Source organism: Methylobacterium sp. V23 (assembly GCF_002917135.1).
Lineage (GTDB): Bacteria > Pseudomonadota > Alphaproteobacteria > Rhizobiales > Beijerinckiaceae > Methylobacterium.
In genome coordinates this window covers 1-26,103 of the sequence record NZ_PDHT01000022.1, presented here as the reverse complement: position 1 = coordinate 26,103, position 26,103 = coordinate 1, and the positions used below count along the sequence as shown (strand labels likewise).

Below are 26,103 nucleotides of genomic sequence, written 5' to 3'. Positions count from 1 at the left end.
CGGTGGGCATTACCCGACCTCGCCGGTATCAACTGGCGAGGCATCCCCTGGTCCTATCGTAAGCGCAGGAGCTTCGCCATGAGTGGGTTCCGCCCGCAGCAATGGGTGGTTCGAGCCATCTTCGGTACGCTGGCGGCCCTTGGGTTGCTACGCGTCGCCGTCGCGCTCCATGCCTTGCAGATGGGAGAGGAGACCGCCCTGTTGACCCTGCCCCTGGGCGTCATCTTCCCCGTTGTTCTCGTCGCGGCACTGCTCAGGATGCCGCCCACCCGCACGCAGGAAGGGCTCCTCATGCGCCTCGCCACCGCCGCGCATCTTACGCTGATCGTGGCGGTCCCTTCGCTCGCACTCCCGCTCGCGCTCGGCTTGCCGGTCGTGTTCCTCCTGGTCGAGTTGTTCGAGACACGCATCCCGCCGACTTGGCGTGACCGTGTCGTGCGCGCGGTACTGGCGTGATCGCTTCCTATCTTCCGAACGGCGCATGGCCCGAACCAGCGCTCTGGGCGCTGCGCTGGGCTTTGTTTCTGGGGCCGCTGGCTGGCGCTGGCTGGTTGATGAAGCGGGAGGGCGACGACCGCCGCCGGATCGCGGCGCTCTTTGCCCTACTCTACGGCATGGGAACGATCTTTGTCGCCCATCAGGTCGCCCTTGCTGCCGGGTGGTGGCACTACGGGGGCGGCGCCCTGATGCTGGCAGGCATGCCGTTCGATATCCTGCTTGGAGGAGCCTTGCTGTTCGGCCCCGTGCTGTTCCTCGCGGCGCCGCAGACCAATCCCGTCCTGCTGGCTGGTTCGATCGTCGTCTGCCTCCATGCGCCGCTGTTCTCCTCGTTGCGACCGTTCGTGCATGCAGGCTCAGATTGGCTCACGGGCGTACTCGTCGTCTTCCTGATCGCACATATCCCGGCGCTCTTCCTCGCACGCTGGACCGCCGAGAACCGCAGGCTCGGTGCACGCGTCACCCTGCTCGCCTTCGGCTATGGCTGGCTTGCTTTCGCGCTCCTGCCCACCCTCATCATGCGGGCCATGGGTGGGTCCTGGAGCGATGTGCCGAGGACACCCTGGATCCTTGTGCCCGCGGCAATCGTCGCCGCGCCTTTGCTCCTCTTGGGAGCAACCGGCGCGCACCTCTTCGCCCTCCGCGGCGGCGGGACGCCGATCCCCCTCGATCCTACCGTTCGGCTCGTCCGGGGTGGGATCTACGCCTACATCCGCAATCCGATGCAGACCTGTACGGCCGCGCTCTGGCTGCTCATGGGCGCCGTCCTCGCAAACCCCTGGGTCATGGCAGCGGCCGCCATGGCGCTCGTCTTCGTCCTCGGCATGGTCCGATGGCACCACCGATACGACCTCCTCGAGCGCTTCCCCGCCGATTGGCTGGCCTATCGCGAGGCCGTTCCGGAGTGGTGGCCGCGCTGGCACCCATGGACGGTCGAGCCGGCACGGTTCGAGTTCTCACCCACCGTGTCATGGCAGCCGCTCCTCGCCGCTTGGCTCGAACGGCGAGTCAGGGGCCTGGACGTCCGCCCGGGCACGACTTTGCGGTACGTCGACGGGTCTTACGCGGCCCAAGGTCCAAACGCGGTCGCCTGGGCCCTGTCGCATATCAATTTCGCGGCCGTCCTCCTCGGTTCGGCGCTGCTGCTTGTTCTGGCCCCCTTCTCGACGCGCTCGCCTGTGCGCGAGGCCAAGGAGCGCCGCCTTGTCTGACGCCCCCCCGCTGCGTGCCGCTACGCCGTTCAGCCCTACCCTCGGCACCGATCACCTGCTCCGCCTGCGCCGCGATCCCCTGGGCTTCTACGACGACATGAAGGCCCGGCACGGGGACGCCGTGCGCCTGAGGCTCGGGCCCTACCGGCTCTGGCTGCTGTTCCATCCCGACCACGTCGAAGCCGTGATGGCCAGGCAGGCCCAGGAGTTCATCAGGTTCGAACGGCTGATGCGGATCCTGCGCCAGTGGAACGGCGAGAACGTTCTGACGGCGGATGGACCGGCCTGGCGCGAGAGGCGCCGACACGTCCTGCCGGTCTTTGCGACCCGAAACCTGTCGGCCTATGCCGACGCGATCGCCCGACGCGCGACCGCCTTCTCCGAAGCGATCGCAGCGGGCGAGCCGGAGCCTATCTTCGACGTCGACGTGACCATGGGCCACTTCATGCTGGATGTCGCCCTCACCACCATGTTCGGGACGGTCCCAGATCATGCTGTGCTCGACGAGATTGGCATCGCCGTGCGGACCCTGTCCGAGATCGCTTACCGCGAAGCGACCACGCCGATCGTCCTACCGGATGGTCTGCCGACACCGGCCAAGCGGCGGAAAAGGTGGGCGATGGACACCTTCGGGCGCTTCGTGCGCGACCTGGTCGTCGCACGCCTCGCCAATGGTGCGTCCGCCGGGATCGACCTCCTCGGCACACTCGTTGCCGGTCGAGAAGATCAGCCCGATGCGATCCGCGACGATGTCGCTGGCCTTCTCATCGCCGGCCATGAGACTTCGGCCGAGGCTCTGACGTGGACATTCGCCTCCCTGGCGCCGCGGCCCGACCTCGTGAAGGCGCTCCGCCGGGAGATCGTCGCTGTCTGCGGGACAGGACCCGTTGCGGCAAACCACCTACCGGCTATGCCTCTCCTCAGCGGCACGGTCCGCGAGGTTTTGCGACTCTATCCGCCTGCCTACACGATGTTCCTACGCCGGGCGGTCCGAGACGTGACGATCGCCGGGCTGCCGGTGCGCCGGGGGGACGTTGTTCAGGTCGTGCCTTGGATCACCCAACGAGATGCGCGCTGGTTTCCCAATCCGGAGAGCTTCGATCCCCGCCGGTGGCTCGATTCAGACCATCAGCCTTTCACCTACTTCCCTTTCGGCGCAGGCCCTCGCGTCTGCATTGGACAGACTTTCGGGCTGATGGAAGTATCGATCGCCATCGCCACGCTCGTTCGGACCTGGACGCCACATCCAGAGAGCGCCGATCCGGTCCCGGAGGCCCGTTTCTCTCTGCGCCCCCGTGGTGGCCTGCGGCAACGCTGGACGCGCGCGGTCGACTGACCTCAGTCGAGCTCGAACCGATGGCGTGCCTCTGCCGAGGGAACCTGACAGATCGTATGGCACCCAAACCAAGGATACCGATTGCGTGCAATCCCGTCGTAAACGGCATCCCGCCATGATCGCGGCACCACGCGCAGATGTCGCAACCACCCCAGTGGCGCCCGCATGAGGCTCATGAGTTCGATCCAGGCATCGGATCGCGTCCAGGCCTGATGCCCTCGGACAACGAGGTAGGTCTTGTCCAGATCGCTCTCGGTCAAACTGTGACGAGACGCGAGCGCCCGTCCCATACGCGAGCGCGTGGTCGCAAACCGCAACTCCGGTGAACGCTCGTGGGTGAGTAGAACACCAACGAACCGATTGCAGAGGACGCATTCACCATCGAACACGACCCAGGGGCGGTCTTCCAAAATCAGCGACATAGAAAACGTCCCAGATGAAGCCTACCAGAGTACCATGACGCTGCCAGCAGGGTGCGTCCCTTCGGGACCATGCTCTCGTCGCTTCGCTCCCCGAACCCCATTAAGGGTTTCGGCCCTGCTGGTGACGATCACAGTTGTATCTTTGTAGCTCATCCGGACAGACTTTTTGGCGCGTCCGAGGTGTCCGCCAGGGCATGCCCTCGCGGACAGGATATTCTGCCTAACGTCGGATTTGAGAACGATCGGGTAGTTTCCGCTTACGACCCCCGTCGGTCATACGGCCATCTCCGAGCACTTCCTGAAAGCAGCCATCCAACCGTCAGGGCGTCCAGCGGTTGCGCTGTTCGTTAAAGGTACGCAGACGGGATGCCGCTACAAACCGAATGCAAGACAAACAGGACTGCTGACCCGCGAACGACCTTCACCGCTGTTACGCGCATGCAACACATTTCCTGCGAGACGCGACAGATTATAACGCTTCTAGATCTAGACTGAGATACATTCGAAGACCTCGAAGCTAGACGTGTGTGCTCGGATCCCCGCGAGCTTGACCGCGTATGTTTCTGGACCGTAACGGACGGAATTGATCCAAGTTGGTTTGCGTCCGTGATCGTGTCGAGAAAAATGACCAAAAGAAGCACTACCCTGGCGGCGTCCGCTGCCTTCGTGCTTGTGGCGCAATCGGGTTCGTTGGTCAGTTTTGGGCCCAGTTCGGCCGTAGCCCAGCTCGCCGCAGATGCTTCACAAGAGGTGCAGCTCGACGAACTCTCGGTGGCCGGCATCGGAGGGCCTGCGGGCGGAACAGCACGCAAGGTCGATGGCTACCTTGCACGGGACAGCGTCAGCGCGACCCGCACCGACACACCGCTGCGCGAGGTGCCCCAGACGGTCGTCGTCGTGCCGGATCGGGTTCTGCAGGACGCCGCCGCAACGCGGGTCGACTCCGCCCTCGATCTTGCCGGCGTCGGCCGGGCCAACAACTTCGCAGGCCTTGGCCTGACGGAGTTCACGATCCGCGGCTTCAACACGGGCGAGTACTACCGCAACAGCTTCCCGATCAACCGGGGCTACCCGCCCTCGCCGGACGTGGTGTCCATTGAGCGGATCGAGGTGCTGAAGGGCCCGTCCGCCTTCCTATACGGACGCGGCGATCCCGGCGGCACCTTCAACATCGTGACCAAACAGCCCTTGGCCGAGCGCGCCCTCGCGATCGGCACGCAGTTCGGAAGCTTCAACCAGAAGCGCAGCACCTTCGACGCCACTGGCGCCCTCGACGAGGAAGGCCGAGTGCTCGCCCGCGTCACGGGCGCCGTCGAGGACAACGGCAGCTTCCGCGACTTCGTGCACAGCGACCGCTACTACCTTGCCCCCGTCATCGCCTGGAAGCCGACCGCCGACACCACGATCACTTTGGAGGGCGAGTTTGCCAGCACGACCGCGACCTTCGACCGGGGTGTCGTGCCGATCAACGGCAACATCCGCGCCCTGCCGCGCAACCGCTTCATTGGCGAGCCTGGCATCCCGCCGGTGCGCAACGACAACGCCCTTGGCCAGTTGCGCATCGAGCACAAGCTCGATCAGGACTGGGTGGTCACCGCCGGCGTCCAGGCTCTGGGCGGGAGCCTCGTCGGCGACGGCGTGGGCGCCATGAACGTCCTCGGTGATGGGCGTACCCTGCGCCGAACCTTCGAACATCGCGACTTGAGCTGGTCGGACCTCGACCTGCAGCTCAACCTCGCGGGCAAGTTCGAGACCGGCCCCTTCCGCCACACCCTGCTGATGGGCTTGGAGTACGACACGTACCGTTATCGCGAGATCTTCAACCGCTCGAACGCGAACCTCTTCCCCTTCACCCTCGACCTCCTTGCGCCCCGCTACGGGCAATCCACCCGGCCTCCTCTCGCCTCGATCACGAACTTCCTGCAGAATACCGAGAGCTTCGGCGGCTACGTTCAGGATCAGATCGACCTCACCCCACGCCTCCATGCCCTCCTGGGCGTGCGCGTGGAGAACCTCGGCCTCGTTTCCACCGACTACCGCACTGGCCGCACCACGAGCCTGCAGGACACGGTCGCGACCCCGCGCTTCGGCCTTACCTACGATCTCACCGATGAGGTCTCGGTCTACGGCAGCTACGGCCGTTCCTTCCTGCCGAATACCGGCACGGATCGCTCGGGACGGCCCTTCGCCTTCCAGCAAGGCGAGGGCTACGAGGTCGGCGCCAAGCTCAGCCTGCTCGACGGGCAACTGAGCGCCGTGGCAGCCCTGTTCGACATTCGGCGCACCAACGTCCTCACGGCCGATGCAGTCGATCCAAACTTCAGCGTGGCGGCCGGCGAGGTACGGAGCCAGGGCTTCGACCTGACCGTCGCCGGGTATCTGGCACCCGGCTGGCGAATGATCGGCACCTACACCCATGCCGATGCCGCTGTAAGTCGTGACAACACACTGCCCGTGGGCACGCGGATCGCCAACATCCCTGCCGACACCCTTGCCCTGCAGAGCGTCTACGAGTTCCAACGGGCGGAGTTGCGTGGCCTCGGCCTCGGCGCTGGCGTGACTTATGTCGGTCAGCGCGTGGCAGGCACCGCCCTCTCGACTTTTCGGCTGCCGGACTACACGGTCGTCAACCTGATTTCGTACTATTGGATTACTCCGCAGGTGCGGATCTATCTCAACGTCGACAACTTACTCGACACGAACTACTACGACCGCGCCTTCCAGAACCGTTACGCGACACCGGGTACACCACGCACGATCATGGGTGGTGTCGCAGCACGCTTTTGACCTCTATCGTTGCCAAGAAGGGGCTTCTGCGACGGATCGCCCATCTGTCTGGCGTCCACGACTGCTGTAACGCTTGAATTGCCGGTAAGCGGAAAAGCTGAAATCCACCCTAAGGAAACACGAGCAACTCTGGTCGGGGCAGACACCCACTCACCACCATATCTGGTAGGTGGCGAAATCGGTCGTTTTACCGACACAGATCACTATAGGCGGCAAAGTCCGAGAAGGATGGATTTTTGCCGGTCTGCTTTCAGGCGAATGGGCGACGAAGCGGACATTCCTGTAAAGCTACGACGAGCATCGCAGGTCTTCGCGACGTGACGCAGGGTTTTAACTGCAATCCGCTTACCAAAAATCGGTATCGTCCTCGCGTGCTTCAGGCAGGTTCGGGTCGGACGCCGGCGAGGAACAGGGCAATGGCGGCGCGACGGCGCCTTTCCTGGGCTTCGGCATCCACCTCGATGCCGAACAGGGCCTGCCTCGAACTCCGCCCGAGGACGAGATTGAGGAACAGGTCGGCGGCGATCTCGGGGTCATCGACTGCGATCTGTCCTTGCTCGACCATGACACCAAGAAGGCAGCCGACCGCCCTGACGCCCCGGAGCCAACCTTCCTCGTAGGCGAGCTTGGCAAGGTTGGGGAATTGCATGGCCTGGGCGGCGATGCAGCGGGTGAGCGCTGCGGCTCCCGGTGCATGGGAGCGGGCAAGCAGGTTGCGGCTGAGCTCATCCAGCACCGTCGCTGCATCCTTCGGGGTGGCCCGAAGAGCCTGCATCTCCGCCGCCGCCGAGAGGGGCGCGAGCCATTCTCGGATGCGGCCCTGCAGGACCGCCTCGAACAGGGCGCGCTTGTCTTGATAGCGGGAATAGAGCGTCGGCTTACTGACGCCCGCGGCTTCCGCCACCGCGTCGATGGAGGTGCCGTCGAAGCCTCGCTCGATAAACAGTTGGGTGGCGACCTCCACGATGCGCGCCTCACGCCGGGCGGCTTCCTCGCGTGTCGGCCGTCCGCCGGTCCCTCGCTTCGATGTCGCCTCGGGCTCGGCGGCCGAGGTCTCAGCCATCATCATGCTCCTTGTCACGTCCGGTCTCATCCTATATCGATACACTACCGTATCGTATTGATGTTGGCCAGCACCATGGACGCTCGATCCAGCGATCTTCCCCAAACGGAAGCTCCGACCGCTATCACGGGGACCGGGGGCAATCCCACACCGGCCGCCTCGGGCCACCCAGCCGTTGCACCGGCTGCCAAGCGTCGGAAGGCGCGCTGGATCCTTCCCGCTCTCCTCCTCGCCGCCCTGGGCGGTGGTGGCAGCTACGGTTGGCACTGGTGGACGGTCGGGCGGTTCCTGGAGACGACCGAGGATGCCTACCTGCAGGCCGACAAGGTGACCGTCGCCCCGCGCATCGCCGGCCACGTCGCCGAGGTGCTGGTCGGCGACAACCAGCCGGTGAAGGTCGGCGACGTCGTCGCCCGCCTCGACGACCGCGAGTATCGGGTCATGCTCAAGCAGGCCGAGGCAGAGGTCGGCAAGGGTCGGGCCCAGCTCCTCAGCACCGCTGCCGCCATCCTGCAGCAGCAGGCCCAGGTCCAGTCCGCGAAGGCCGAGGTCGAGAACACCGACGCGGCTCTCGACTTCGCCGGCAAGGAATACACCCGCTACCAGAACCTATTGCAGACCGGCTCGGGCACGGCGCAGCGCCAGCAGCAGGCCGATGCCGACCTGCGCCAGAAGCGGGCGGCACACGACAAGGCCATCGCCTCCCTTGATGCAGCCCGGAAGCAGGTGGAGAGTTTCCGCGCCCTGGAGGGAAGCGCGAAGGCGAGCCTTGAGGCGGCGCAGGCGAAGGTCGAGCAGGCACAGCTCAACCTGACCTACACCACCATCACGGCGCCCGTTGACGGCGTGGTCGGCGACCGCTCGCTGCGGGTCGGACAGTTCGTCTCCGCCGGCACGGGCATGCTGACCGTGGTGCCGATGGGCCGCGACATCTACCTCGTGGCGAACTTCAAGGAGACCCAGACCGGGCGGATCGTCGAAGGTCAGCACGTCACCTTCACGGTCGATGCGCTTGGCGAACACGCGTTCGAAGGGCGTATCGAGAGCTTCTCGCCCGGCACAGGCGCACAGTTCGCCCTGCTGCCACCGGAGAACGCCACCGGCAACTTCACCAAGGTCGTCCAGCGCGTGCCGGTCCGCATCGCCCTGGATGATGGGGACCCGCTGCTCGCCCGGCTGCGTCCGGGCCTCTCGGTCGAGGCGACGGTGCATACACGGTATGAGGTCGAGCGGGTCGAGACTCGGCAGGGCAAGCCGCGCCCGGCGCTCGTGAGCGAGGCGCTGCCGCGATGAGCGCCGGCGCGACGGCCACGACGGCGCCTGAAGTCAAGGCGAGCGCCCGCGACTGGCTGGCGGTGTTCGGCGCGATCCTCGGCGCGTTCACCGCCATTCTCGACATCCAGATCACCAACGCCTCGCTCGCCGACATCCAGGGCGCACTCGGCGCCTCCACCGAGGAGGGAAGCTGGATCTCAACCGCCTACCTCATGGCCGAGATCATCGTGATCCCACTCACCGGCTGGTTCTCCTCGGTGATCGGCCTGCGACGGTACCTGTCGGTGAACACGATGCTGTTCACCGCCTTCTCGCTCGCCTGCGCGCTCTCGACATCGCTCCCGCAGATGATCCTGTTCCGCGCCGGCCAGGGCTTCACCGGCGGCGTGCTGATCCCGACCGCCATCGTCATCGTGCGCACGCGCCTGCCGAAGAGCCAGCAGACCATCGGCATCGCGATGTTCGGGCTGACCGCCACCTTCGCCCCGGCCATCGGCCCGACGGTGGGCGGCTGGCTCACCGACAACTTCTCCTGGCACTACATCTTCTACCTGAACCTGATCTTCGGCCCGCTCGCGATGGGCATCCAGCTCGGCGCCTTCGACGACGTGCCGGCGCGGTGGGCCGAGCTCCTGAAGGGCGACTGGATCGGCATCGGCCTGATGGCCACCGGCCTGCCGGCGCTGACCTACGTGCTGGAGGAGGGCCAGCGGAAGGACTGGTTCGGCTCGCAGATCATCGTGAACATGTCGCTGCTGGCGGCCGCCGGTATCACCGGCTTCATCGTCCGCGAGTTGATGGCCGAGCGGCCCTTCATCAACCTGCGGGTGCTCGGCAACCGCTCGGTCGGGGGCTCGTGCGTGCTGATGACGGTCCTCGGAGCGGTCTCGTTCGGCTCGATCTACATCATCCCGGTCTACTGCGCGCAGATCCAGGGCTACAACGCCCAGCAGATCGGCTACGTGGTGATGTGGTCCGGGCTGCCGCAGTTGCTGCTGTTCCCGATGATGCCCCTGATCATGCGGGTTTTCGACGCCCGGCTGCTGGTGGTGACCGGGACGCTGTTCTTCATCGCCAGCTGCTGGATCAACGTCGGCCTCACCCACGACGTCGGCATGGACCAGTTGATCCTGCCGCAGTTGATGCGGGCCATCGGCCAGCCGCTGTTCACCATCCCGCTCTCGCAGCTCTCGACGGCGGGCCTCGCCCCGCGCGACACGGCCGACGCCTCGGCGCTGTCGAACATGATGCGCAACCTCGGCGGCTCCATCGGCATTGCCATGCTCTCGACGATGATCGACCGGCGCGAGCACATGCACTTCTCGGTGCTGGCCGAGGCGATCACCGTGAACGCCACGCGCACCCAGGAACGCCTCGCCGCGCTGGCCGCCGGCCTGCACGGGCATATCGCCGACCAGGCGGCCGCGAAGGGCGCCGCTATCGGCATGCTGGCCCAGCAGGTTCGCCGCGAGGCTTACGTCATGGCCTACGCGGACGGGTTCTACATCGTCGGCGTCAGCTTGGTCCTCAGCCTGGGCGTTGTCGCCATCCTGAAAAAGCCGCAGCGGACGGCGGGCCCCATCGAGGCCCACTGAACCTGCCGCTCGACGGATCGCATGGTCCGCCTTGTGACCATGCGATCAGTGGCCGACCTGCGCTCCGCCCCCTGCGCGGGTCGGCCACGACACCTTTCGGATACGTTGCGTGCCGCGGCGATTCCCACCTTCGCGGGCAAGGCGTCAGTCCTGTCGCGCACCTAGGCGAGGCCGTCACCAACCTGGGATGGGACACATCGAGGCCGCCGCCCTCATTGCCGTCGGTCGGACACCCTCATGGGAAAATCCAGGTCGGTCGTTCCGTCGAGGGCGAGTAACGCGTTCGGTGGCGGGCCGAACGGACCGGCGGCCAGGACCGCCCCCCCCTCAGACGCTTTTCCAGGGGTCCATAAGAACCGGGTTCCCGAACGCGACGTCCTGCACGGTGCCATCGGCGGCGACACGGAGGTGGACGTCGATGGTCCGGACCTTTCGCCCACGGGTCGTCGCGGCCACCAGCGCAGCCGTACCTTCCATGCGTTCCACCACGCTCGCCACCCATGCGCGAGCGCGGGCGCCGACCGCATCCTTGGCCGAGACGGGTTCGAACAGAACAATGACGCCCATGGCGCCCGCCGCGATCCGTGCCAGCATGTCAGTCCATACCCCGTGTTCCGATCCGCATCATTGGCGCACTCGCGGTCACCATGCCCGGATGCAGCGTCAAGTATGCCGCCTGATCCCCGGATACCGAGGCTTCGGAACACTCGACGTTTAAACGGAACGAAGTCGTATCCTTAACGTTCCATGTCGGACCCTGCCCGAACTGGATGCCCGGGCGTACCGAGACGGGACCGATACGATGACGAAGCCTTTCCTCGACGTCGCCCTGGTCCTGGGCATCCTTGTAACCGGTCAATCCGGTGCCAGGGCCGGAGAGGAAGAGCAGGTGGCTCTGTGCCGCGAAGACGTCATGCGCCTTTGCCTGACGGCGATACCCGACCGCGGTCGGATCGTGGCCTGCATGCGGGCGCAGGAAGCCAGCCTGAGCCCCGCCTGCAGGGCCGTGTTCGACGCGGGTCCGCGGGACGATGGAGCTCGGCGAACCGCCATCCGGCGCTGAGACGCAAGCCTTTCCCCAACCGAAGGCGGCTCGACCGCCCCGGCTTACACGTGAACCTAAGGACGAGAACCCATGACCAAATCTTTTCTTGCCCTCGGGCTCCTTGCAGCCCTCGCGGTGCCGGCTAACGCCCAAGAGGGCTCGCCGGCGGGCAAGCCGAAGCTGCTCCTGTACGGCAACTATTGCGGCCCAGGGAACAACGCTCCCGCCGCACCGGTCGACGCGCTGGATGCCGCGTGCGCCCGCCACGATGCCTGCACGCCCGACGACGGCCTGCCGTCGAAGGCGTGCAACATGCGCCTGCAGGCGGATGCCGAGCGCGTCGCTTCCGACCCGCGCCAGCCCGAGGATTTGCGCATGATGGCGGGACTGGTCGCCTCCGGCGCGGCGATGATGCCGTCCACGTCGGTCGCGCGCGTCGGCTCCCCTGTCTCACACGCCCTGCTCGCCTCGCATCGCCCGGCTCCTGCCTCCGTCGTAACCGACGGGGAGTGATGTTGAGGAGGGCCCCACGACGTCGTTTGAACGGGTACGGGCGCGCCAGCCCATGGCCACAGGCGCGTCCGTATGCGCGCCGCGCCATCCAGGAGGCGCTCGAAGGCGGCTTCACCGCGGAGGAACTCGACGGCGTCCTCGGCGAACTCGACCCGACCGAACTGGTCCCGCCCTACCGTGATGAGGACGTCCCCGGATATGCTCGTCGGGCCGCCGGCGAGATCATGGTCCGCTATCTCCGTTCCTGAGCGCCTTTCCGGTATCCGCGCCCCATGCTGTGCGGTCCGGGCCCTAGAACGTATCTTTTCACTCAGCGCTTCCCGGCGGAGGAAGGAGCCGCCCGGGGAGCAAGGCGGCCTCTCCGCACTGTGCCGGCGGGCCTTTCCCACGGACCGGCTAATCTCGCTTCCGGCACGCCGCCATGAAGAACTCGATGGAGCGTCTCAGCGTTTCCCGCTTCACGTGCGATAGGCCCGGACGGTCCAGGCCGAGCTCCGCCTTGTCGATGAAACCGCGAATGGCGATGCTGAGGAACATGTCGCCGGCGTGCCTGACGTCGTCGGCCGCGATCTCGCCTGAGGCGTTGCCTTCCTCAAGGCATCGCTCGATCAGCGGGGCGACACGGGCAAGTCCGAAATCGTGCAGCAGCCGAGCGAACTCCGGGAAGCGCGCGGCCTCGGCGACGATAATACGGCGAACGGCGATGGTGTCGACGGTGAGGGCGACCTCCAGCACCGCAAGCGCGATACGATGGAGCCGCTCCGCCACGGGGCCGGCCTGCGAAGCCGCAAGCTCGATGGCTGGGACGTTTTCCTCGATGAACCGGACGATGACGGCCTCGAAGAGATCCTCCTTGGAGGAAAAGCGCCCGTAGATGGTCTTCTTGGAGATGCCCGCCGACCCAGCGATGGCATCGATGCTCGTCGCCTCAAAACCCTCGTTCAGGAAGACGGGCTTCGCCGCCGCGAGGATGCGCAGCGTGGCCTCGCCCTCGGAGCCGCGTGGAGGGCGACCGAGGCGGCTCGGCGCCCGCGGCGTCACGTCCTTGGCATTCACGACGACCTCACCGGCTCACGGAAACGTGCGCAGAACATTTAGCACGGGACGATACGTCAAGCATAGCTCCCATGTCCTCACCTTGTGCAAGGCGGGCCGCTGCCGTCTCACGCCAAGTTGCAGTCGGGAAACAAACTCTGTAGGGAACGATTCAGTTTCTTTATCTGGATCGATTTCTGATGGCGCGCGCGAATGAGGACGAAGGCCGGGCGCCCCCGGATGGGACCGAACGCTCCGATGCTGGTGGCCCCAAGGAGGGACGCCCGGAGGAGTCCAGCCAATCCGAAGAGAAGAAGCCCTCCGCGCTGAAGAAGCCCTGGGTGAAGGTTCTCCTCGCCGTCCTCCTCGTTGCAGTCCTCGTCGGGGGCGGCATCTGGGGTTTCCGATACTGGACCGTCGGACGCTTCATCCAGGAGACCAACGACGCCTACGTGCAGGCGGATCAGGTCGCGATCTCGCCCCAGGTCTCCGGATACGTTGCGACGGTGCCGGTCGCCGCCAACCAGATCGTGACCGCCGGGCAAATCCTCGCGACGGTGGACGACGGGCAGTACCGCGCCAAGCTCGCCCAGCAGCAGGCGCAGGTCGACGCCCGGCAGGCCGACGTCGCACGAGCCGAGGCCGACCTCGTCCGCCAGCAGGCGCAGATCGACCAGGCCAAGGCCCAGGTCGCGGCCTCGCAGGTCACCGCCAAGTTCTCGGCCGAGCAGGTCCGGCGCTACAAGCCGCTGGCTGCGTCCGGTGCCGACACGGTGGAGAAGCTCGACCAGTACAAGAGCCAGGCCGAGCAGAACCAGGCTCAGGTCGACGTCAACGAGGCTCAGGTCCAGTCCGCGCAGAAGCAGGTCGCCTCCCTCAAGGCCGCCGTCGCGCAGGCCAAGGCCGCTGTCGAGCAGGCTCGGGCGGGTGTGACCGCGGCACAGCTCGATCTCGACCACGCGGTGGTGAAAAGCCCCATCGCCGGTCGTATCGGCGACCTCACCGCCCGGATCGGGCAGTATGTCCAGGGCAGCACCCGGTTGATGGCGGTGGTCCCGGTGGACGACCTCTACATCGAGGCAAACTTCAAGGAGACCCAGATCGGGCTGATGCGGGTCGGCCAGCCCGTCACCATCGCGGTCGACGCCTTATCCAGCCACGACCTCAAGGGGCGCGTCGCCAGCTTCTCCCCGGGAACGGGCGCGCAATTCGCCCTGATCCCGCCGGAGAACGCCACCGGCAACTTCACCAAGATCGTCCAGCGCGTTCCGGTCCGCATCCGCTTCAAGGCCGGCGGCGAGGCACGCAAGGTTCTGATCCCCGGCCTGTCCGTCGTCGTCTCCGTGGACACCCGCGGGGCGCGCGACGACCAAGGGGAGGAGGACGAGGAGACCGACGAGCCGAAGGTCTCCGAGGCCGGGCCCGGGACCCAGCCCGCCCAGCGGACCCGCAGCGCGAAGGCCCGGCCGTGAACGCCGAGAACCCATCCGCGCACAAGCCGCAAGGCGGCGAGAAGGCGGACGCAGCCGCATGGCTCGCCGTCGCCGCCGGCACCATCGGCGCGCTGATGGCGACGCTCGACACCTCCATCGTCAACGCGGCGCTGCCGACCATCCAGGGCGAGATCGGTGCCTCCGGCTCGGAGGGCACCTGGATCTCGACCGCCTATCTCGTGGCCGAGATCATCATGATTCCGCTGTCCGGGTGGCTGGAGAAGGTCTTCGGGCTGCGCAGCTTCCTTCTGGTCATGACGGTCCTGTTCGTCAGCTTCTCGATGCTGTGCGGCGTCTCGGGAAGCCTCGGCACGATGATCGTCGGACGCGTCGGGCAGGGCTTCACCGGCGGCGCCATGATCCCGACGGCGCTGAGCATCGTCTCGACGCGGCTGCCGCCGGCGCAGCGTCCGGTCGGCGTCGCCCTGTTCGGGCTGACGGCCGTCCTCGGCCCCGTGCTCGGTCCCCTGGTCGGCGGCTGGCTCACCGAGAACGTGAGCTGGCACTACTCGTTCTTCCTCAACCTGCCCATCGGCATCGGCCTCGTCGTGCTCCTGCTCGTCGGCCTGCCGCACAAGCCGGCGCCGATCGAGCGCATCCTGCAGGGGGATTGGCTCGGCATCGTCGGGCTCGCGGTCGGGCTCGGCTGCCTGACCATCGTTCTGGAGGAGGGTCAGCGCGAGCAGTGGTTCGAGTCCTCCTTCATCGTCTGGTTCAGCGTCCTCGCCGCTTTCGGCTTCGTGCTGATCGTCCTCGGGCAGCTGACGGCGCGCGAGCCCGTCATCGACATGAGCATCCTGTTCACGCGCAGCTTCGGCAGCGTCTTCCTGATGAGCTTCGCCATCGGCGGGGCGCTCTACGGCATCCTCTACATCATCCCGCAGTTCCTCAGTCAGGTGCCGCGCTACAACTCGGAGCAGTCGGGCTACGTCGTCCTGATCTCGGGCATCCCGACGCTCGCGCTAATGCCGTTCTTCCCGATGCTGGTGCGGCTCCTCGACATCCGGGTGGCCATCGGGTTCGGCATCCTGTGCTACGCCACCAGTTGCTTCATGGAGTCGGGCCTCACCACCGAGGACGCAGGCCCGCAGTTCGTCAGCTCGCAATTGCTGCGCGGCGTGGGCCAAGCCTTCTCCCTGCTGTTCCTCAACCAGGCCGCGGCCACCGCGGTGTCACGGGACAAGGCCGAGGACGCCTCCGGCCTGTTCAACGGCGCGCGCAACCTCGGCGGCTCCTTCGGCCTCGCCCTGATCTCGACCCTGCAGCAGCGCCGCGACGACTTCCACAACGCCCGCCTGGAGGAGTCCGTGCGCGCGAACTCGGTGATCGTCCAGGACCGCATCGACGCCATGGTCGGCTCCGGTGGCCCCGAGGCCATGCGGCTGGCTCTCAGCGGGGTGAAGCGGATGATCTCGGCGCAGGCGACCGTGATGAGCTTCTCGGACCTGTACTTCGTCTTCGGCTGGATCCTGCTCGCGGTCCTGCCGCTCGTCCTGTTCCTGCGCCCGCCGCCGAAGGGCGGCCCGGTGGCGACGCACTGAGGCCGCGCGATGTTTCCCCTGAACTTCCGTCCCGGCCTTGCCCTGGCGGTCGCCGGACTCCTTGGCGGCTGCGTGGTCGGCCCCGACTATGCCGGACCGCCGGTCGCCGCGCCGCGTGCCGAGACCGGTGCCCCGTTCGTCCGCGCCACCTCCACGCGGATGGTTGCCGTCGATCCGCCGGCCCGGTGGTGGACGTCGTTGCGCGACCCCATCCTCTCCGACCTCGTCGAGGAGGCGCTGGCGACCAACACGAACGTGCAGGTCGCCTCCGCCCGGCTGCGCCAGTCACGCGCCGTGCTGGGCCAGCGTACGGCCGACCTCGCGCCCAGCATCTCCACCAACACGGTGGCGTTGAACAACCAGGTTCCCGTCAGGGACTTCGTCGGCGGCGGCCTCGGCGGCCTTGCCGGGGGCGCCGGGGGCGCCATCCCGAAATCGATGAATTTCGACCTCTACAACGCGAGCTTCGACGCGACGTGGGAAATCGACATTTTCGGTGGCAAGCAGCGGGCCATCGAGCAAGCTGCCGCGCAGGGCGAGGCCGCTGAGGCCGCGGTAGCGGACGCCCAGGTCCAGGTCGCCGCCGAGGTCGCGCAGGCCTACGTCACGCTCCGTGGCGCTCAGCGTCGCCTCGCCTTGACGCTGCGCGCCGCCTCCCTCCAGCGCGAGGCCGTGGGGCTCAGCCAGCAGCGGCTTGCCGGCGGCGCGGCCTCGTCCCTCGACGTGGAACGCCTGCGCACGCAGTTCGAGACCACGGCCTCCCAGGCGCCGGCCTTCCAGGCCCAGATCGACCAATCCCTGAACCAGATCGCCGTCCTCGTGTCCCGCGAGCCGGGAGCCGTCGACGCCCTCCTGAAGCCGGCCCGGTCGGTGCCGATGCCGCCGTCCACCCTGGCCGTCGGCGACCCGGCGGGCATGCTCCGCCGGCGTCCCGACATCCGCCGGGCCGAGCGGCAGGTCGCGGCCGCCAACGCCCAGATTGGCCAGGCGGTCGCCAAGCTCTTTCCGAAGGTGAACCTCATCGGGAACGCCGGCTGGGTCTCGCCGAACATCGGGTCCATCGGCTCGCTCGCCGCCTCGACCTACAACCTCGGGCCGACCCTGTCCTGGAGCATCCTCGACTTCGGCCGGACGCTCGCACAGATCCGGCAGTCCGAGGCAGGCACGGACGAGGCGCTGGCGCAGTACGAGCAGACCGTGCTCCAGGCGATGCAGGACGCCGAAACTGCATTGTCGCGCTACGGCAACCAGCGCGCCACCGTCGCCCGCCTTGCCCGGGCAAGCGCCTCGGCCGGCAAGGCCTCGATGCTGACGGACCAGCGCAACACGGCCGGCACGATCAGCACCATCGACGTGCTCGACGTCGAGCGCCAGCGCCTGCAGGCCGAGCAGAGCCTCGCCCAGGCGCAGGCCGAGTACACCAACGACTACGTCGCACTGCAGAAGAGCCTCGGCCTCGGCTGGGGCTTGCCCACCGAGCGCGTCGCCCTCGTCCAACGCTGATCCTTCCTGCCGACCCGGAGATGCACATGACTGGGAACAAGACGGACGACCCGGTGCTCGCCTGCTCGGCGGCGGTCGTTCGCTCCTACGTCGCGAACAATAGCCTGCCGGCCTGCGAGCTCGCGGACCTGCTCAGGCTCGTCCATGGCAGCCTGCGCTCCCTCTGCCACAACCTCCCGCCCGGCCCGGTCGAGGTCGATCCGCGCTGGTGCTCGCCCAAGGCGGTCCGAGCGTCGGTTCGACCGGATGGCATCGTCAGCTTCATCGACGGCAAGACCTACCAGGTGCTGAAGCGCCATCTCAGGGTCCACGGGCTCGATCCGGACGCATACCGCGAACGGTTCGGACTGCCCGACAACTACCCCATGGTCGCCCCTGGCTTCAGTCAGCGGCGGTCCAAGTTCGCGAAGGACATCGGGCTCGGAACACGGCGACCTGGCTCGACTGAGCGCGCTCCAGCCGGTGGAGCCCCGTCCCCATCCTATCTGGGCCTTCGCCCTGCCTGACCCATCCTTTTTCGGATCGCGCGCATGCCCCCAGCGCGCGGTGCGACGGCCGGTTCGACCTTCCCGATCGTCATCGGACCGGCCGTTTGCCTATCCCCCGGGTTTCCGCCCCCCCAAGCGCACCATAGGATGAACCCCGATGAAGTCGTCGAAGCGGTCGCCCACGCCGACTCAAGTGCTTATGCTGACGGCGACGCTGACTTTGGGCGCCTGTGCCTCGGTGCCGCGCCAAGCCTATACTGCCGCTGAGGCGCAAATCGCGGAAGTCACGGGCATCCCGAATGCCCGAGCCTTCGCGGATGCGCCGATGGCGACCCTGAGTACCATGATGGCGGCGCCCGGCGCGCAAGGCCGACCGTTCGCCTACCTTGCGCTGTCGGGCGGCGGTGGCGACGGGGCTTACGGCGCGGGCGTGCTAAGGAGAGCGGGACCCGGCCCGAGTTCAGCCTCGTCTCGGGCGTCTCCACCGGCGCTCTGACCGCGCCCTTCGCCTTCTTGGGATCGGCCTACGACCCGGTACTGGACGAAATCTACACCAGCGGCGTCGCCGGCACCTTGGTCAAGGACCCGAGCCTCGTGAATGTCGTGTTCGGGTCCGGGTTGTTCGGCGACGGGCGCCTGCGCGATCTCGTCGGGCGCTACGTCACGCCGGACCTGCTCGCGGCGGTCGCGGCCGAGTACGCCAAGGGCCGACGCCTCCTCGTCGTCACGACGAATTTGGATTCGAAGCGCGCCATGATCTGGAACATGGGCGCCATCGCCGCGAGTGGCGCTCCGGCGCTCTTCAGGGACGTCCTCACGGCCTCGGCCAGCATACCCGCCGTCTTCCCGGCGCAACTCCTCGACGTCGAGGCAGCGGGGCACGGCTTCCAGGAGCTTCACGTCGACGGTTCGGTTGTCACGCCCGTGTTCACGGTCCCGCAAGCCGTCATCGCGAACGGCCGTGGCCGCTCGGTCGCCCCGTCGAAGGTCGACATCTACGTGCTGATGAATGGGCGGATCGAGCCCGACTTCGAGCTGGTTCGCAACGACACCCTGTCCATCGTCGAGCAGACGGTGGCGACCGGCAGTCAGGCGCGCAGCCGCGCGAGCCTCGCCGCAACCTACGCCTTCGCCCGGGCGAACCGGATCGGATTCCACCTCACGTACATCGACGAAGCGGCGCCGCGTACGACCACCGCGAAGGGCTTCGACACCGCCTACATGCGCAGCCTCTACCAGATCGGCTACGAGAAGGCCCGCTCAGGCACCGCGTGGCAGGGCACGGTCCCGGTCGCACCCGTCGTTGCGAAGAAGCTCGCGTCTCGATGACGAGGGCCGGAGGCACAAGGGGGGCTAGGACCCTGCTCGGGGTGATGTCGGCATTGCTTTTCGTGGGCTCCCTGGTTGGCTGCGCCGCCATCGACGAGCGGGTGGCGCAGGCGGCCAAGGTCGATCTGGTCGGCATGTCCGCGCTTGACGTCCAGACGTGCCTCGGCCTGCCCGACCAGCGACTGGTCATGGGCAGGACCACGCTGCTGACCTACTTTGCGAACGCGACCCGGACGTTTGGGATGTCGGCCGGATTGGTCAGCCTGTCGTTCAATGGATACTGCCACGCCACCGTCCGGATCGCGGGGGACCGGGTCACCGGCGTCACGTTCAGCGGCGACACTTCGTCGTTGATGAGCCACGACGCCGCGTGCGCGCCCATCGTCAAGAGCTGCCTGCGACGGCCGCCCGAGTAGCGGCTGTACGGCGACTGCATCGACGAGGCTTCCTGATAAATGGCGGCGTCACTGCCGCGTACTGGTTCGGAGAGCTCGCGCCCGAACGCCGCGCCGAGGATGCCCCGGCGTCCTGAGGATCAGTTTGAACTTGGCGATAGGAACCGACATGCCCACGACGACAGCCAGCGACTACTCCGAGCGCGATGCCACCATCGCGATCAACACCTACACGACGGTGCTGCGCCGCCCCCGGGTTCCGCATGAGCTCTTCGCGACCTATTGGCGGGACGTTCACGGCCCTCTGTGCTCGCGCATCCCCGGTCTCGGCTGGTACGTGCAGAGGCACCTCGACCGCGAACGGGACGCGCATCTGTGGCCGGTGGTCGAGGGCATCGGGCCATTTCCGGACTACGAGTTGGACGGGGGCGTCGAGATCGGGTTCATCTCCGCCGCTGATCAGGCAGCCTTTGAGGAGGCCTGCCCGATCCTGTTTGCCGACGAGCAGAACATGTTCGCCGCCACGGTCGCGTATGCACTCCCGCATGGGTCGACGACGTTGGTGGACCGCGTGGCGGAGGCGTCCCCCAACGGGGACGACGGCCTCGACCGGATCGAGCTCCACCTCGGCGCCTCGCACGGGAACGCGTCGAAGTTCGGCGAGCGCATCGCGGGACTGGCTCGCGCTCTCGCGGCAGAGGCCCCGGTCCTCAAGGTGCGGCTCCACCTGCCGGACCCCTACGACAACGCCAAGCCTGCTCCGCCCGCGCCAGACGTGGACCATGCGGTCCCGGACGAACGTCGGCTGATCGCGGTCCTGGAACTGGCGTTCCGTTCGCCGCTTGTGCGTCGGACGTTCTACGCGTCCGACGCCTTCAAAGCCGCGACCGTGGGGCTGGCCGACCATGTCGCCTACGCCTCGGCGTTCGCGGTCAGCGGTGTCTACACCTACGTCCGCGACGGGGAGCTGACGCTGGCGGGCCTGCGCGGCAGCCGGCCGGCCCAGCTCATCGAGCGGATCGGCGCGGTCAACCAGGCCGGCGCGGACGTGCGACACCTGATCCGCACCGGAAAGCCGTCCGCGCGCTGAGGTTTCGCTAGCCTGGGCGGGAAATGAGGTGTTCGTACCTGACGGTCCGTGCGCCTTTGAGGAAGCGTCGACTTTTGGCGCCTAGGCGGAAAGCCTCAGGATCACCGCAGCCGAACCGGCGATGTGGGCCAGGGTGATCAGGACCGATCCGGTATGAAGTACGCCGAAGCGTCGGCGATTGCCCATGTCGGTCGCCTCGTTGATGGCCGGCATGAGGATCTGGCGCGCGAGAAGTGCCGTGGCGGCGATAAGCCCGAGGATGAGGGCGGAGGTCCCATCGACATTGGCTGTCAGCGCCGCGCCGGCGAGGGCGCATCCTATGACGAAGACGTAGAAGTGCGGGAAGGCGCGGCGCAGGAGCGGGCCTGCGGCGTCGGCGGGGAGGGCGCTGAACAGGAACGAGGCGAAGCCGAACGAGTACAGGATCATCCCGCCGAACAGGAGGGCGGTCAGGAGGATAGCGGCTTGCGAGAGCATCGTTCCAATCATTTGGTTTCGTCCAGCCTTGCGGGCGGTATTCGTTTCTCTGGCTTGGCTGATGCCGTTCCCCTGGGCGGGGCAGCGTTTGCCTGCTCCGCAAGCGTTGGGAGCGGAGACTGGCACTCAGATCGAATCTTCGGGTTTATGCTTCGTGCAGGCCATGAACACATCGCTGATCGCCAACTCGGCATGGGCATCCATGCCCGCAGCGTCGTTGAGGCAGGACAGCACGTTCTTGCGGGAAGCACCTCCCCCGCCGGATTTCTCCATTTGCTGCAGCAGGCTGTCCCGATCCGAGCCGGATGCGGCAGTCCAGTCACGCAAGGTGTCCTGCGGCTGCAGGGCCAGGGCTGGTGTCGCAACCGATGCCAGCATCACGAGCAGGAAAGAGCGGACCGGCATTTTCAAAATTCTCCGATCAAGGTGGTTCGGAAACATTGGGGGACCCAAGCATTCATCGGCGTCATAGGGCCTGGTGATAGGGCGTTGCCGCGGCCGTCGGGTTGCCGATGACCGTTTTTGACTTGCTTTGAGGGGTGGCGAAGCATGTCCTGACTTAAGACTGCATGGACAGTGAGCACGCTCTCGGTCGTAGCTGCGCTATCTGTGAAGCCAATCCGCATTGACGATGCGCTTAACCACCGCACGTGACCGGTACCGACGTCATCATGCTGGATGACACCACCAATGCCTGCCGATCCTCATCGAGCTTGTAGGTCGAGTTTAATCCGCAGCGGCCAGGCTGCTTTTGGCCGCATCGGTCTCCCCCGGGTCGCAGATAGTATCCTTCCTAGGTTGAGTGAGCGACTCAGGTTCTGCGGCGTGGCCAACCGGTCACGGGCGAGCGTCCACTGTCGCACCTGGAGATCCATACCGATGCGTAATCTTATTCTCGGAGCCGCCGTCGCGCTCGTCATCCCCACTGTTTCCGCCCGCGCCCAGGATGCGGCTGCTGGCGAGAAGGCATTCACGGCCTGCAAGGCCTGCCATGCCTTCGGCAAGAACGGCGTCGGCCCAAACCTGACCGGCGTCGTCGGACGTAAGGCCGCGTCGGTGGAGGGCTACAACTATTCGACGGCACTCAAGGAGTCGGGCATCACGTGGGACGAGGCCAATCTGAAGGAATGGCTGATTGGGCCTGCCGCCAACAAAGTGAAGGGCACCAAGATGGTCTATCAAGGTCTCAAGGACGACAAGAAGGTCGCCGACGTCATCGCCTATCTCGCGACCATGAAGTAGGCGCTGCCGAAGCCGGGGACGCCAGGGTAGGCGTTTCCGGCCGGTGGGAGCGCCTCCGTCCCGCCTTGGCCTCCGGCACGTAAGTAAGGGCCGGGCGGCCACCGCGAGGCCGCCCGGGACGGGCTCAGCTATCGGCCTTGGCGCCGCTGAGGGTGAGGTCGAGATAGGTCTTGGTGACCGGCTCGATCAGGCCCGCGATCTCCTCGGCAACCTTCGCCTCATCCTCGGCGGCGCTGTGGAAGGCCGAGGCGTGATCGGCCTTGCCGGCCCGCTCCGCGATGACGGCCAGGGAACGGTAGGCGGCGACCTGATCGTATTGGTAGGCGTAGCCCGCGTAGAGGTTTTTCAGGGTCTCGTCCTGGGCGATGGCATGGACCGCCGCCCCGATGGAGCCGGCGACGCTGGTGACCGTCTCCTTCAGGGACGATGAGCTTTCGCCCACGTCGGCCAGGGCCTTGTCCAGACGGTCGATCTGCGCCTTCGTGGTCCCGACGTGGCGACGCAGGACGGCGGCGTAGTCGGGATAGCGCTCCAATCCGGAAAGCTGGCGCTCCATCTGTTCGAGGCCCTGCTTCTCCAGGGCGCGTGTATTCCGAAGTGCTCCCGCGTAGATCTTGCCGATATCCGTGCTGGCCATATAGTCATTGCTCCGCTGTCATAGGGTTCGGCGGCCAACGTGACGCGACTACCTGCGTTCCAGATGCATCCTGCGGCGGAAGCGCCCCGCCAAGCCTTATGGGTGCCGGGGTGAAGGACTCGCGTATCGGGTAGCGTCCTGCGCTACTCATCGACCGGGATGCGTGGCCGGGCGCATCCGCATGGAGACCGGTTCTTTACGCCCAGGCGTTATGATGCCGCGAACGGTGCCGGGGTAGGGATCATGGTGAGTAGGGTCGAGGTCTACGAAGTCGCCAACCGGTTGCGAGGCCTGCGGGGCACGGAGGCCGTCAGGGTTTCGGTGCGGCGCGTCCGGGACAACTTGAAGCGCACACAAGCCGGTCGGATAGGCGCTGGATGGTGGCCGGTAAAACTTGCTAGCCCATCCCTGAGGGCGCCGAGGTAACCCCGTTCCCAGAAAGACGGAATCTGGAAACGAGATCGAGGACGCCGGCAGCAGCGATCCTGACGCCAGCTCTGCGCCGAAGCCATTCCCCCTCTCCACGCTCGATCCTTTTCGCAGCAATCTTCGCCAGTCATGCGACGCGAACTAGGGTCCTGCGGAGCGAACGAGCTCCAGGAAATTGCGGATCAAAGGCCCGGCCTTCTCTCTCGCCCACAGGGCATAGACGTCGGCGTGAATCGGCTTCCCCCTGATCGGTTTGTAGACGACGTCCGCGTGCGCCAAGCGGGCAACGAATTCCGGAATGATGGCGATCCCGAGCCCCGTCGCGACGAGGCTCGTCAACGACGCGGCTTCGACGACCTGATGCGTGATGTCCGGCGTGAACCCCGCTTCGATGCAGCATTCCCAAAGATACTTCGCGAACAGCGAATCCGAGAGCCGCAGGAATACGAAGCGCTCGCGGTTCAGATCGGCGAGGTCGATGGCCGCCATCCCGGCGAGCCGGTGGCCTCTGGGCAGGACGAGGGTGACGGTCTCACACCAGGCCCGTTCGCTGGCAAGGTCGAGGTCCTGGGGTGGGCTGCGCAGGAAACTGATGTCGGTCTGTCCGGCCTTCAGCATCGCGATCTGGCGGTCCGGCGACATTTCGTGGATCCGCAGCGCGACGTCGGGATAGGTCACCGAGAAGTCGCGAATGGCGCGCCCGAGGGGGCCGGCCAGCATCGACCCTGTCAGGCCGACATTGACGATGCCGGCCGCACCGGCACCGATGGCACGGGCGCGCCCGATGGCTTCGCCGGACTTCTCCAGGATGTCGAGCGCCTGCACGAGGAAGTCGGCGCCCGCCCGCGTCAACGTCACGCGACGGGTCGTCCGTTCGAACAGCGCGGTGCCGACCTCTGCCTCGAGATCACGGATCTGCTGGCTCAGGGGCGGCTGGGCGACACCGAGGCTCGCGGCGGCGGCGGTGAAGCTGAGATGCCGGGCGACGGCCACGAAGTAGCGAAGGTGCCGGAGTTCCATACCCCTTCTTATATTTGAAACATATCAATCGAGACAGATGAAATATTTGACGTCTAGATTGCCTGGCAACATGCTGCCGCAGCGGCAGGCATGCCCGGGCCGACATGCAGCAGAATTCCCGTCCGGCGCCTGCCGGGCGAACGACACCATGTCGAACCGGAGTGTCGGGGTATGGAACGACCGGACGCGGTACGGGGGGTATGATGAAGCGGTTCTTCGCATCGTTGTTCGGGCAGGTTGTCGCGGCCCTGGCTCTGGGCATCGTCCTGGGCATGGTCTGGCCGAATGTTGCGATCGCGCTGAAGCCGCTCGGCGATGGATTCATCAAGCTGATCAAGATGGCGATCGCACCGCTCGTCTTCGGCGTCGTCGTCCACGGCATCGTCGGCGCCGGCGATCTGCGGAAGGTTGGCCGCGTCGGGCTCAAATCCCTGATCTACTTCGAGGCCGTGACGACCCTCGCCCTGGTTCTCGGCCTCGTCCTCGCCTACGCGTTCGCCCCCGGCCACGGCATGAACGTCGATGTGGCAACCTTGGACGCGAAATCGATCGCCGGCTACACCGACCGCGTCGGTCAGATCACCGGAACCGTCGACTTCCTGATGAAGCTCATCCCGACCACGCTGGTCGATGCCTTCGCCAAGGGCGATATCCTGCAGGTTCTCATCATCGCGATCCTGTTCGGATCCGGTCTGTCCCTCCTGGGCGATCGTGGGAAACCGCTGGCCGACAGCCTGGAGCGCATCACCGAGGTTCTGTTCAAGATCATCGGCTTCATCGTCAGGCTCGCCCCACTCGGCGTGCTCGGTGCCGTTGCCTTCACGGTGGGCAAGTACGGCGTCGGCTCCCTGAAGCAGCTCGGCATGCTGGTGGTGCTGTTCTACGCAGGCGTGGCGTTCTTCGTGTTCGTGGTGCTCGGCGGCATCCTGCGCCTGGCCGGCTTCAGCATCCTCAAGCTCCTCGCCTACCTGCGCGAAGAACTCACCGTGGTGGCCGGCACCGCCTCCTCGGACTGCGTGCTGCCGCAGGTGATGCGCAAGCTGGAGCGCCTGGGCATCAAGGATTCGACCGTCGGCCTCGTGATCCCAACCGGATACTCGTTCAACCTCGATGCCTTCTCGCTCTACCTGACCCTGGCCACCGTCTTCATCGCCCAAGCCACGAATACGGATCTCTCCTTCGGTCACCTGATGCTGATCCTCGGCATCGCACTGCTCACCTCGAAGGGCGCGCACGGGGTGCCTGGCTCGGCCATCGTCGTGCTGGCCGCCACCCTGTCGGCGGTCCCGGAAATCCCCGTCATCGGACTGGTGCTCGTGCTGTCGATCGACTGGTTCGTCGGCATCGCCCGCGCCCTCGGCAACCTGATCGGCAACTGCGTGGCGACCGTGGTGATCGCCGCGTGGGAAGGGGACATCGACCGGGCGCAGGCGCAGCGTGTCCTCGACGGACACGTCACGACAGACACGGCCGCGATCCTCGACGCGCCCGTCGCGGCGCCGCATTCGACCTGACGGCGATCCCACGACACCTGCCCAGTGCGGTCAGCCCCCTGCAGTTGCCCGGCCGTCCGGCCGGTTGCGCAGTCCAAACCGGACCACCGGAGACGCCCCATGACCCCCTCGCCCTACCACCCGCCCTGCGGCGGCCTGCCGCCCCAGACCGCGCTGATGACCGGC

Annotated in this window: 24 protein-coding genes and 1 pseudogene; 18 read left to right on the top strand and 7 right to left on the bottom strand. The window is 66.5% G+C overall.

The window, feature by feature from the left end; translation table 11 throughout:
• Positions 1 to 78 precede the first annotated feature (78 nt).
• The 4 genes from CRT23_RS19185 (at position 79) to CRT23_RS19165 (ending at position 6,254) form a co-directional block, all read left to right on the top strand.
• Positions 79 to 456, top strand: a complete 378-nt coding sequence (locus CRT23_RS19185) for a hypothetical protein (RefSeq protein ID WP_103711155.1) — start codon at positions 79 to 81, stop codon at positions 454 to 456.
• On the top strand, positions 453 to 1,709 hold the full coding sequence (locus tag CRT23_RS27875) for a methyltransferase (RefSeq protein ID WP_146056426.1): 1,257 nt from the start codon (positions 453 to 455) through the stop codon (positions 1,707 to 1,709). The genes CRT23_RS19185 and CRT23_RS27875 overlap by 4 nt, the downstream gene beginning before the upstream one ends.
• Positions 1,702 to 3,045, top strand: a complete 1,344-nt coding sequence (locus tag CRT23_RS19175) for a cytochrome P450 (protein ID WP_146056425.1) — start codon at positions 1,702 to 1,704, stop codon at positions 3,043 to 3,045. Before CRT23_RS27875 ends, CRT23_RS19175 begins: the two co-directional genes overlap by 8 nt.
• Positions 3,046 to 4,091: 1,046 nt before the next feature.
• Positions 4,092 to 6,254, top strand: coding sequence for a TonB-dependent siderophore receptor (locus CRT23_RS19165; protein ID WP_181017387.1), 2,163 nt, complete (start codon positions 4,092 to 4,094; stop codon positions 6,252 to 6,254).
• Positions 6,255 to 6,630: 376 nt separating this feature from the next.
• Here the strand turns inward: CRT23_RS19165 and CRT23_RS19160 are convergent, their stop codons facing one another.
• The gene (locus tag CRT23_RS19160; protein WP_103711260.1) at positions 6,631 to 7,317 is read right to left on the bottom strand and encodes a TetR/AcrR family transcriptional regulator; all 687 of its coding nucleotides are present in this window, start codon (positions 7,315 to 7,317) and stop codon (positions 6,631 to 6,633) included.
• Positions 7,318 to 7,392: 75 nt separating this feature from the next.
• Here CRT23_RS19160 and CRT23_RS19155 point away from each other — a divergent pair, with 75 nt between their 5' ends.
• Positions 7,393 to 8,610, top strand: a complete 1,218-nt coding sequence (locus CRT23_RS19155) for an HlyD family secretion protein (RefSeq protein WP_103711258.1) — start codon at positions 7,393 to 7,395, stop codon at positions 8,608 to 8,610.
• Positions 8,607 to 10,187 carry a DHA2 family efflux MFS transporter permease subunit gene (locus tag CRT23_RS19150; protein WP_103711148.1) on the top strand — a complete coding sequence of 527 codons (1,581 nt, stop codon included), beginning with the start codon at positions 8,607 to 8,609 and terminating at the stop codon, positions 10,185 to 10,187. The genes CRT23_RS19155 and CRT23_RS19150 overlap by 4 nt, the downstream gene beginning before the upstream one ends.
• 327 nt (positions 10,188 to 10,514) lie before the next feature.
• Here CRT23_RS19150 and CRT23_RS19145 read toward each other — a convergent pair whose 3' ends face one another.
• A complete protein-coding gene (locus CRT23_RS19145) occupies positions 10,515 to 10,781 on the bottom strand; it encodes a hypothetical protein (RefSeq protein ID WP_103711147.1) in 267 nt (88 codons plus the stop codon).
• 208 nt (positions 10,782 to 10,989) lie between these two features.
• Here CRT23_RS19145 and CRT23_RS19140 point away from each other — a divergent pair, with 208 nt between their 5' ends.
• From CRT23_RS19140 to CRT23_RS19130, 3 genes are all read left to right on the top strand, one after another.
• Positions 10,990 to 11,250, top strand: a complete 261-nt coding sequence (locus CRT23_RS19140) for a hypothetical protein (protein WP_103711145.1) — start codon at positions 10,990 to 10,992, stop codon at positions 11,248 to 11,250.
• A 72-nt stretch (positions 11,251 to 11,322) separates the two neighbouring features.
• Positions 11,323 to 11,745, top strand: a complete 423-nt coding sequence (locus CRT23_RS19135; RefSeq protein ID WP_055949616.1) for a hypothetical protein — start codon at positions 11,323 to 11,325, stop codon at positions 11,743 to 11,745.
• Positions 11,746 to 11,771: 26 nt separating this feature from the next.
• Positions 11,772 to 11,993: a hypothetical protein gene (locus CRT23_RS19130; protein ID WP_103711143.1), complete on the top strand. Its 222-nt coding sequence runs from the start codon at positions 11,772 to 11,774 to the stop codon at positions 11,991 to 11,993.
• Positions 11,994 to 12,141: 148 nt separating this feature from the next.
• On the opposite strand, the gene CRT23_RS19125 is transcribed toward CRT23_RS19130, so the two are convergent.
• Positions 12,142 to 12,801 (bottom strand): TetR/AcrR family transcriptional regulator, encoded by a 660-nt coding sequence (locus tag CRT23_RS19125; RefSeq protein WP_103711142.1) that lies wholly within the window; start codon positions 12,799 to 12,801, stop codon positions 12,142 to 12,144.
• Between the two features lie 179 nt (positions 12,802 to 12,980).
• Between CRT23_RS19125 and CRT23_RS19120 the strand changes: the two genes are divergently transcribed.
• From CRT23_RS19120 to CRT23_RS19090, 7 genes and pseudogenes are all read left to right on the top strand, one after another.
• A complete protein-coding gene (locus tag CRT23_RS19120; protein WP_103711140.1) occupies positions 12,981 to 14,252 on the top strand; it encodes an HlyD family secretion protein in 1,272 nt (423 codons plus the stop codon).
• The gene (locus CRT23_RS19115; RefSeq protein ID WP_245436375.1) at positions 14,249 to 15,814 is read left to right on the top strand and encodes a DHA2 family efflux MFS transporter permease subunit; all 1,566 of its coding nucleotides are present in this window, start codon (positions 14,249 to 14,251) and stop codon (positions 15,812 to 15,814) included. Before CRT23_RS19120 ends, CRT23_RS19115 begins: the two co-directional genes overlap by 4 nt.
• Positions 15,815 to 15,823: 9 nt before the next feature.
• Positions 15,824 to 17,317, top strand: coding sequence for an efflux transporter outer membrane subunit (locus CRT23_RS19110; protein ID WP_103711139.1), 1,494 nt, complete (start codon positions 15,824 to 15,826; stop codon positions 17,315 to 17,317).
• Positions 17,318 to 17,343: 26 nt separating this feature from the next.
• Positions 17,344 to 17,823 carry a MucR family transcriptional regulator gene (locus CRT23_RS19105; protein WP_245436373.1) on the top strand — a complete coding sequence of 160 codons (480 nt, stop codon included), beginning with the start codon at positions 17,344 to 17,346 and terminating at the stop codon, positions 17,821 to 17,823.
• Positions 17,824 to 18,004: 181 nt separating this feature from the next.
• Positions 18,005 to 19,134: pseudogene (locus tag CRT23_RS19100) on the top strand (patatin-like phospholipase family protein).
• Between the two features lie 41 nt (positions 19,135 to 19,175).
• The gene (locus tag CRT23_RS19095; protein ID WP_146056424.1) at positions 19,176 to 19,550 is read left to right on the top strand and encodes a hypothetical protein; all 375 of its coding nucleotides are present in this window, start codon (positions 19,176 to 19,178) and stop codon (positions 19,548 to 19,550) included.
• A 148-nt stretch (positions 19,551 to 19,698) separates the two neighbouring features.
• Positions 19,699 to 20,619: a hypothetical protein gene (locus CRT23_RS19090; protein WP_103711135.1), complete on the top strand. Its 921-nt coding sequence runs from the start codon at positions 19,699 to 19,701 to the stop codon at positions 20,617 to 20,619.
• A gap of 81 nt (positions 20,620 to 20,700) precedes the next feature.
• On the opposite strand, the gene CRT23_RS19085 is transcribed toward CRT23_RS19090, so the two are convergent.
• Both CRT23_RS19085 and CRT23_RS19080 read right to left on the bottom strand, forming a co-directional pair.
• Positions 20,701 to 21,096 (bottom strand): DUF4149 domain-containing protein, encoded by a 396-nt coding sequence (locus tag CRT23_RS19085; protein ID WP_103711254.1) that lies wholly within the window; start codon positions 21,094 to 21,096, stop codon positions 20,701 to 20,703.
• 126 nt (positions 21,097 to 21,222) lie between these two features.
• Positions 21,223 to 21,501, bottom strand: coding sequence for a hypothetical protein (locus tag CRT23_RS19080; protein WP_103711133.1), 279 nt, complete (start codon positions 21,499 to 21,501; stop codon positions 21,223 to 21,225).
• Positions 21,502 to 21,975: 474 nt separating this feature from the next.
• Between CRT23_RS19080 and CRT23_RS19075 the strand changes: the two genes are divergently transcribed.
• The gene (locus CRT23_RS19075; protein WP_103711131.1) at positions 21,976 to 22,338 is read left to right on the top strand and encodes a cytochrome c family protein; all 363 of its coding nucleotides are present in this window, start codon (positions 21,976 to 21,978) and stop codon (positions 22,336 to 22,338) included.
• A 124-nt stretch (positions 22,339 to 22,462) separates the two neighbouring features.
• On the opposite strand, the gene CRT23_RS19070 is transcribed toward CRT23_RS19075, so the two are convergent.
• Entirely contained in the window at positions 22,463 to 22,975 is a 513-nt protein-coding gene (locus tag CRT23_RS19070) for a DUF892 family protein (RefSeq protein WP_103711129.1), read from the bottom strand.
• A gap of 570 nt (positions 22,976 to 23,545) precedes the next feature.
• Positions 23,546 to 24,424 carry a LysR family transcriptional regulator gene (locus CRT23_RS19065; protein WP_103711128.1) on the bottom strand — a complete coding sequence of 293 codons (879 nt, stop codon included), beginning with the start codon at positions 24,422 to 24,424 and terminating at the stop codon, positions 23,546 to 23,548.
• Positions 24,425 to 24,627: 203 nt separating this feature from the next.
• On the opposite strand from CRT23_RS19065, the gene CRT23_RS19060 reads away from it, so the two are divergent.
• Entirely contained in the window at positions 24,628 to 25,938 is a 1,311-nt protein-coding gene (locus CRT23_RS19060) for a dicarboxylate/amino acid:cation symporter (RefSeq protein ID WP_103711252.1), read from the top strand.
• Positions 25,939 to 26,103 lie beyond the last annotated feature (165 nt).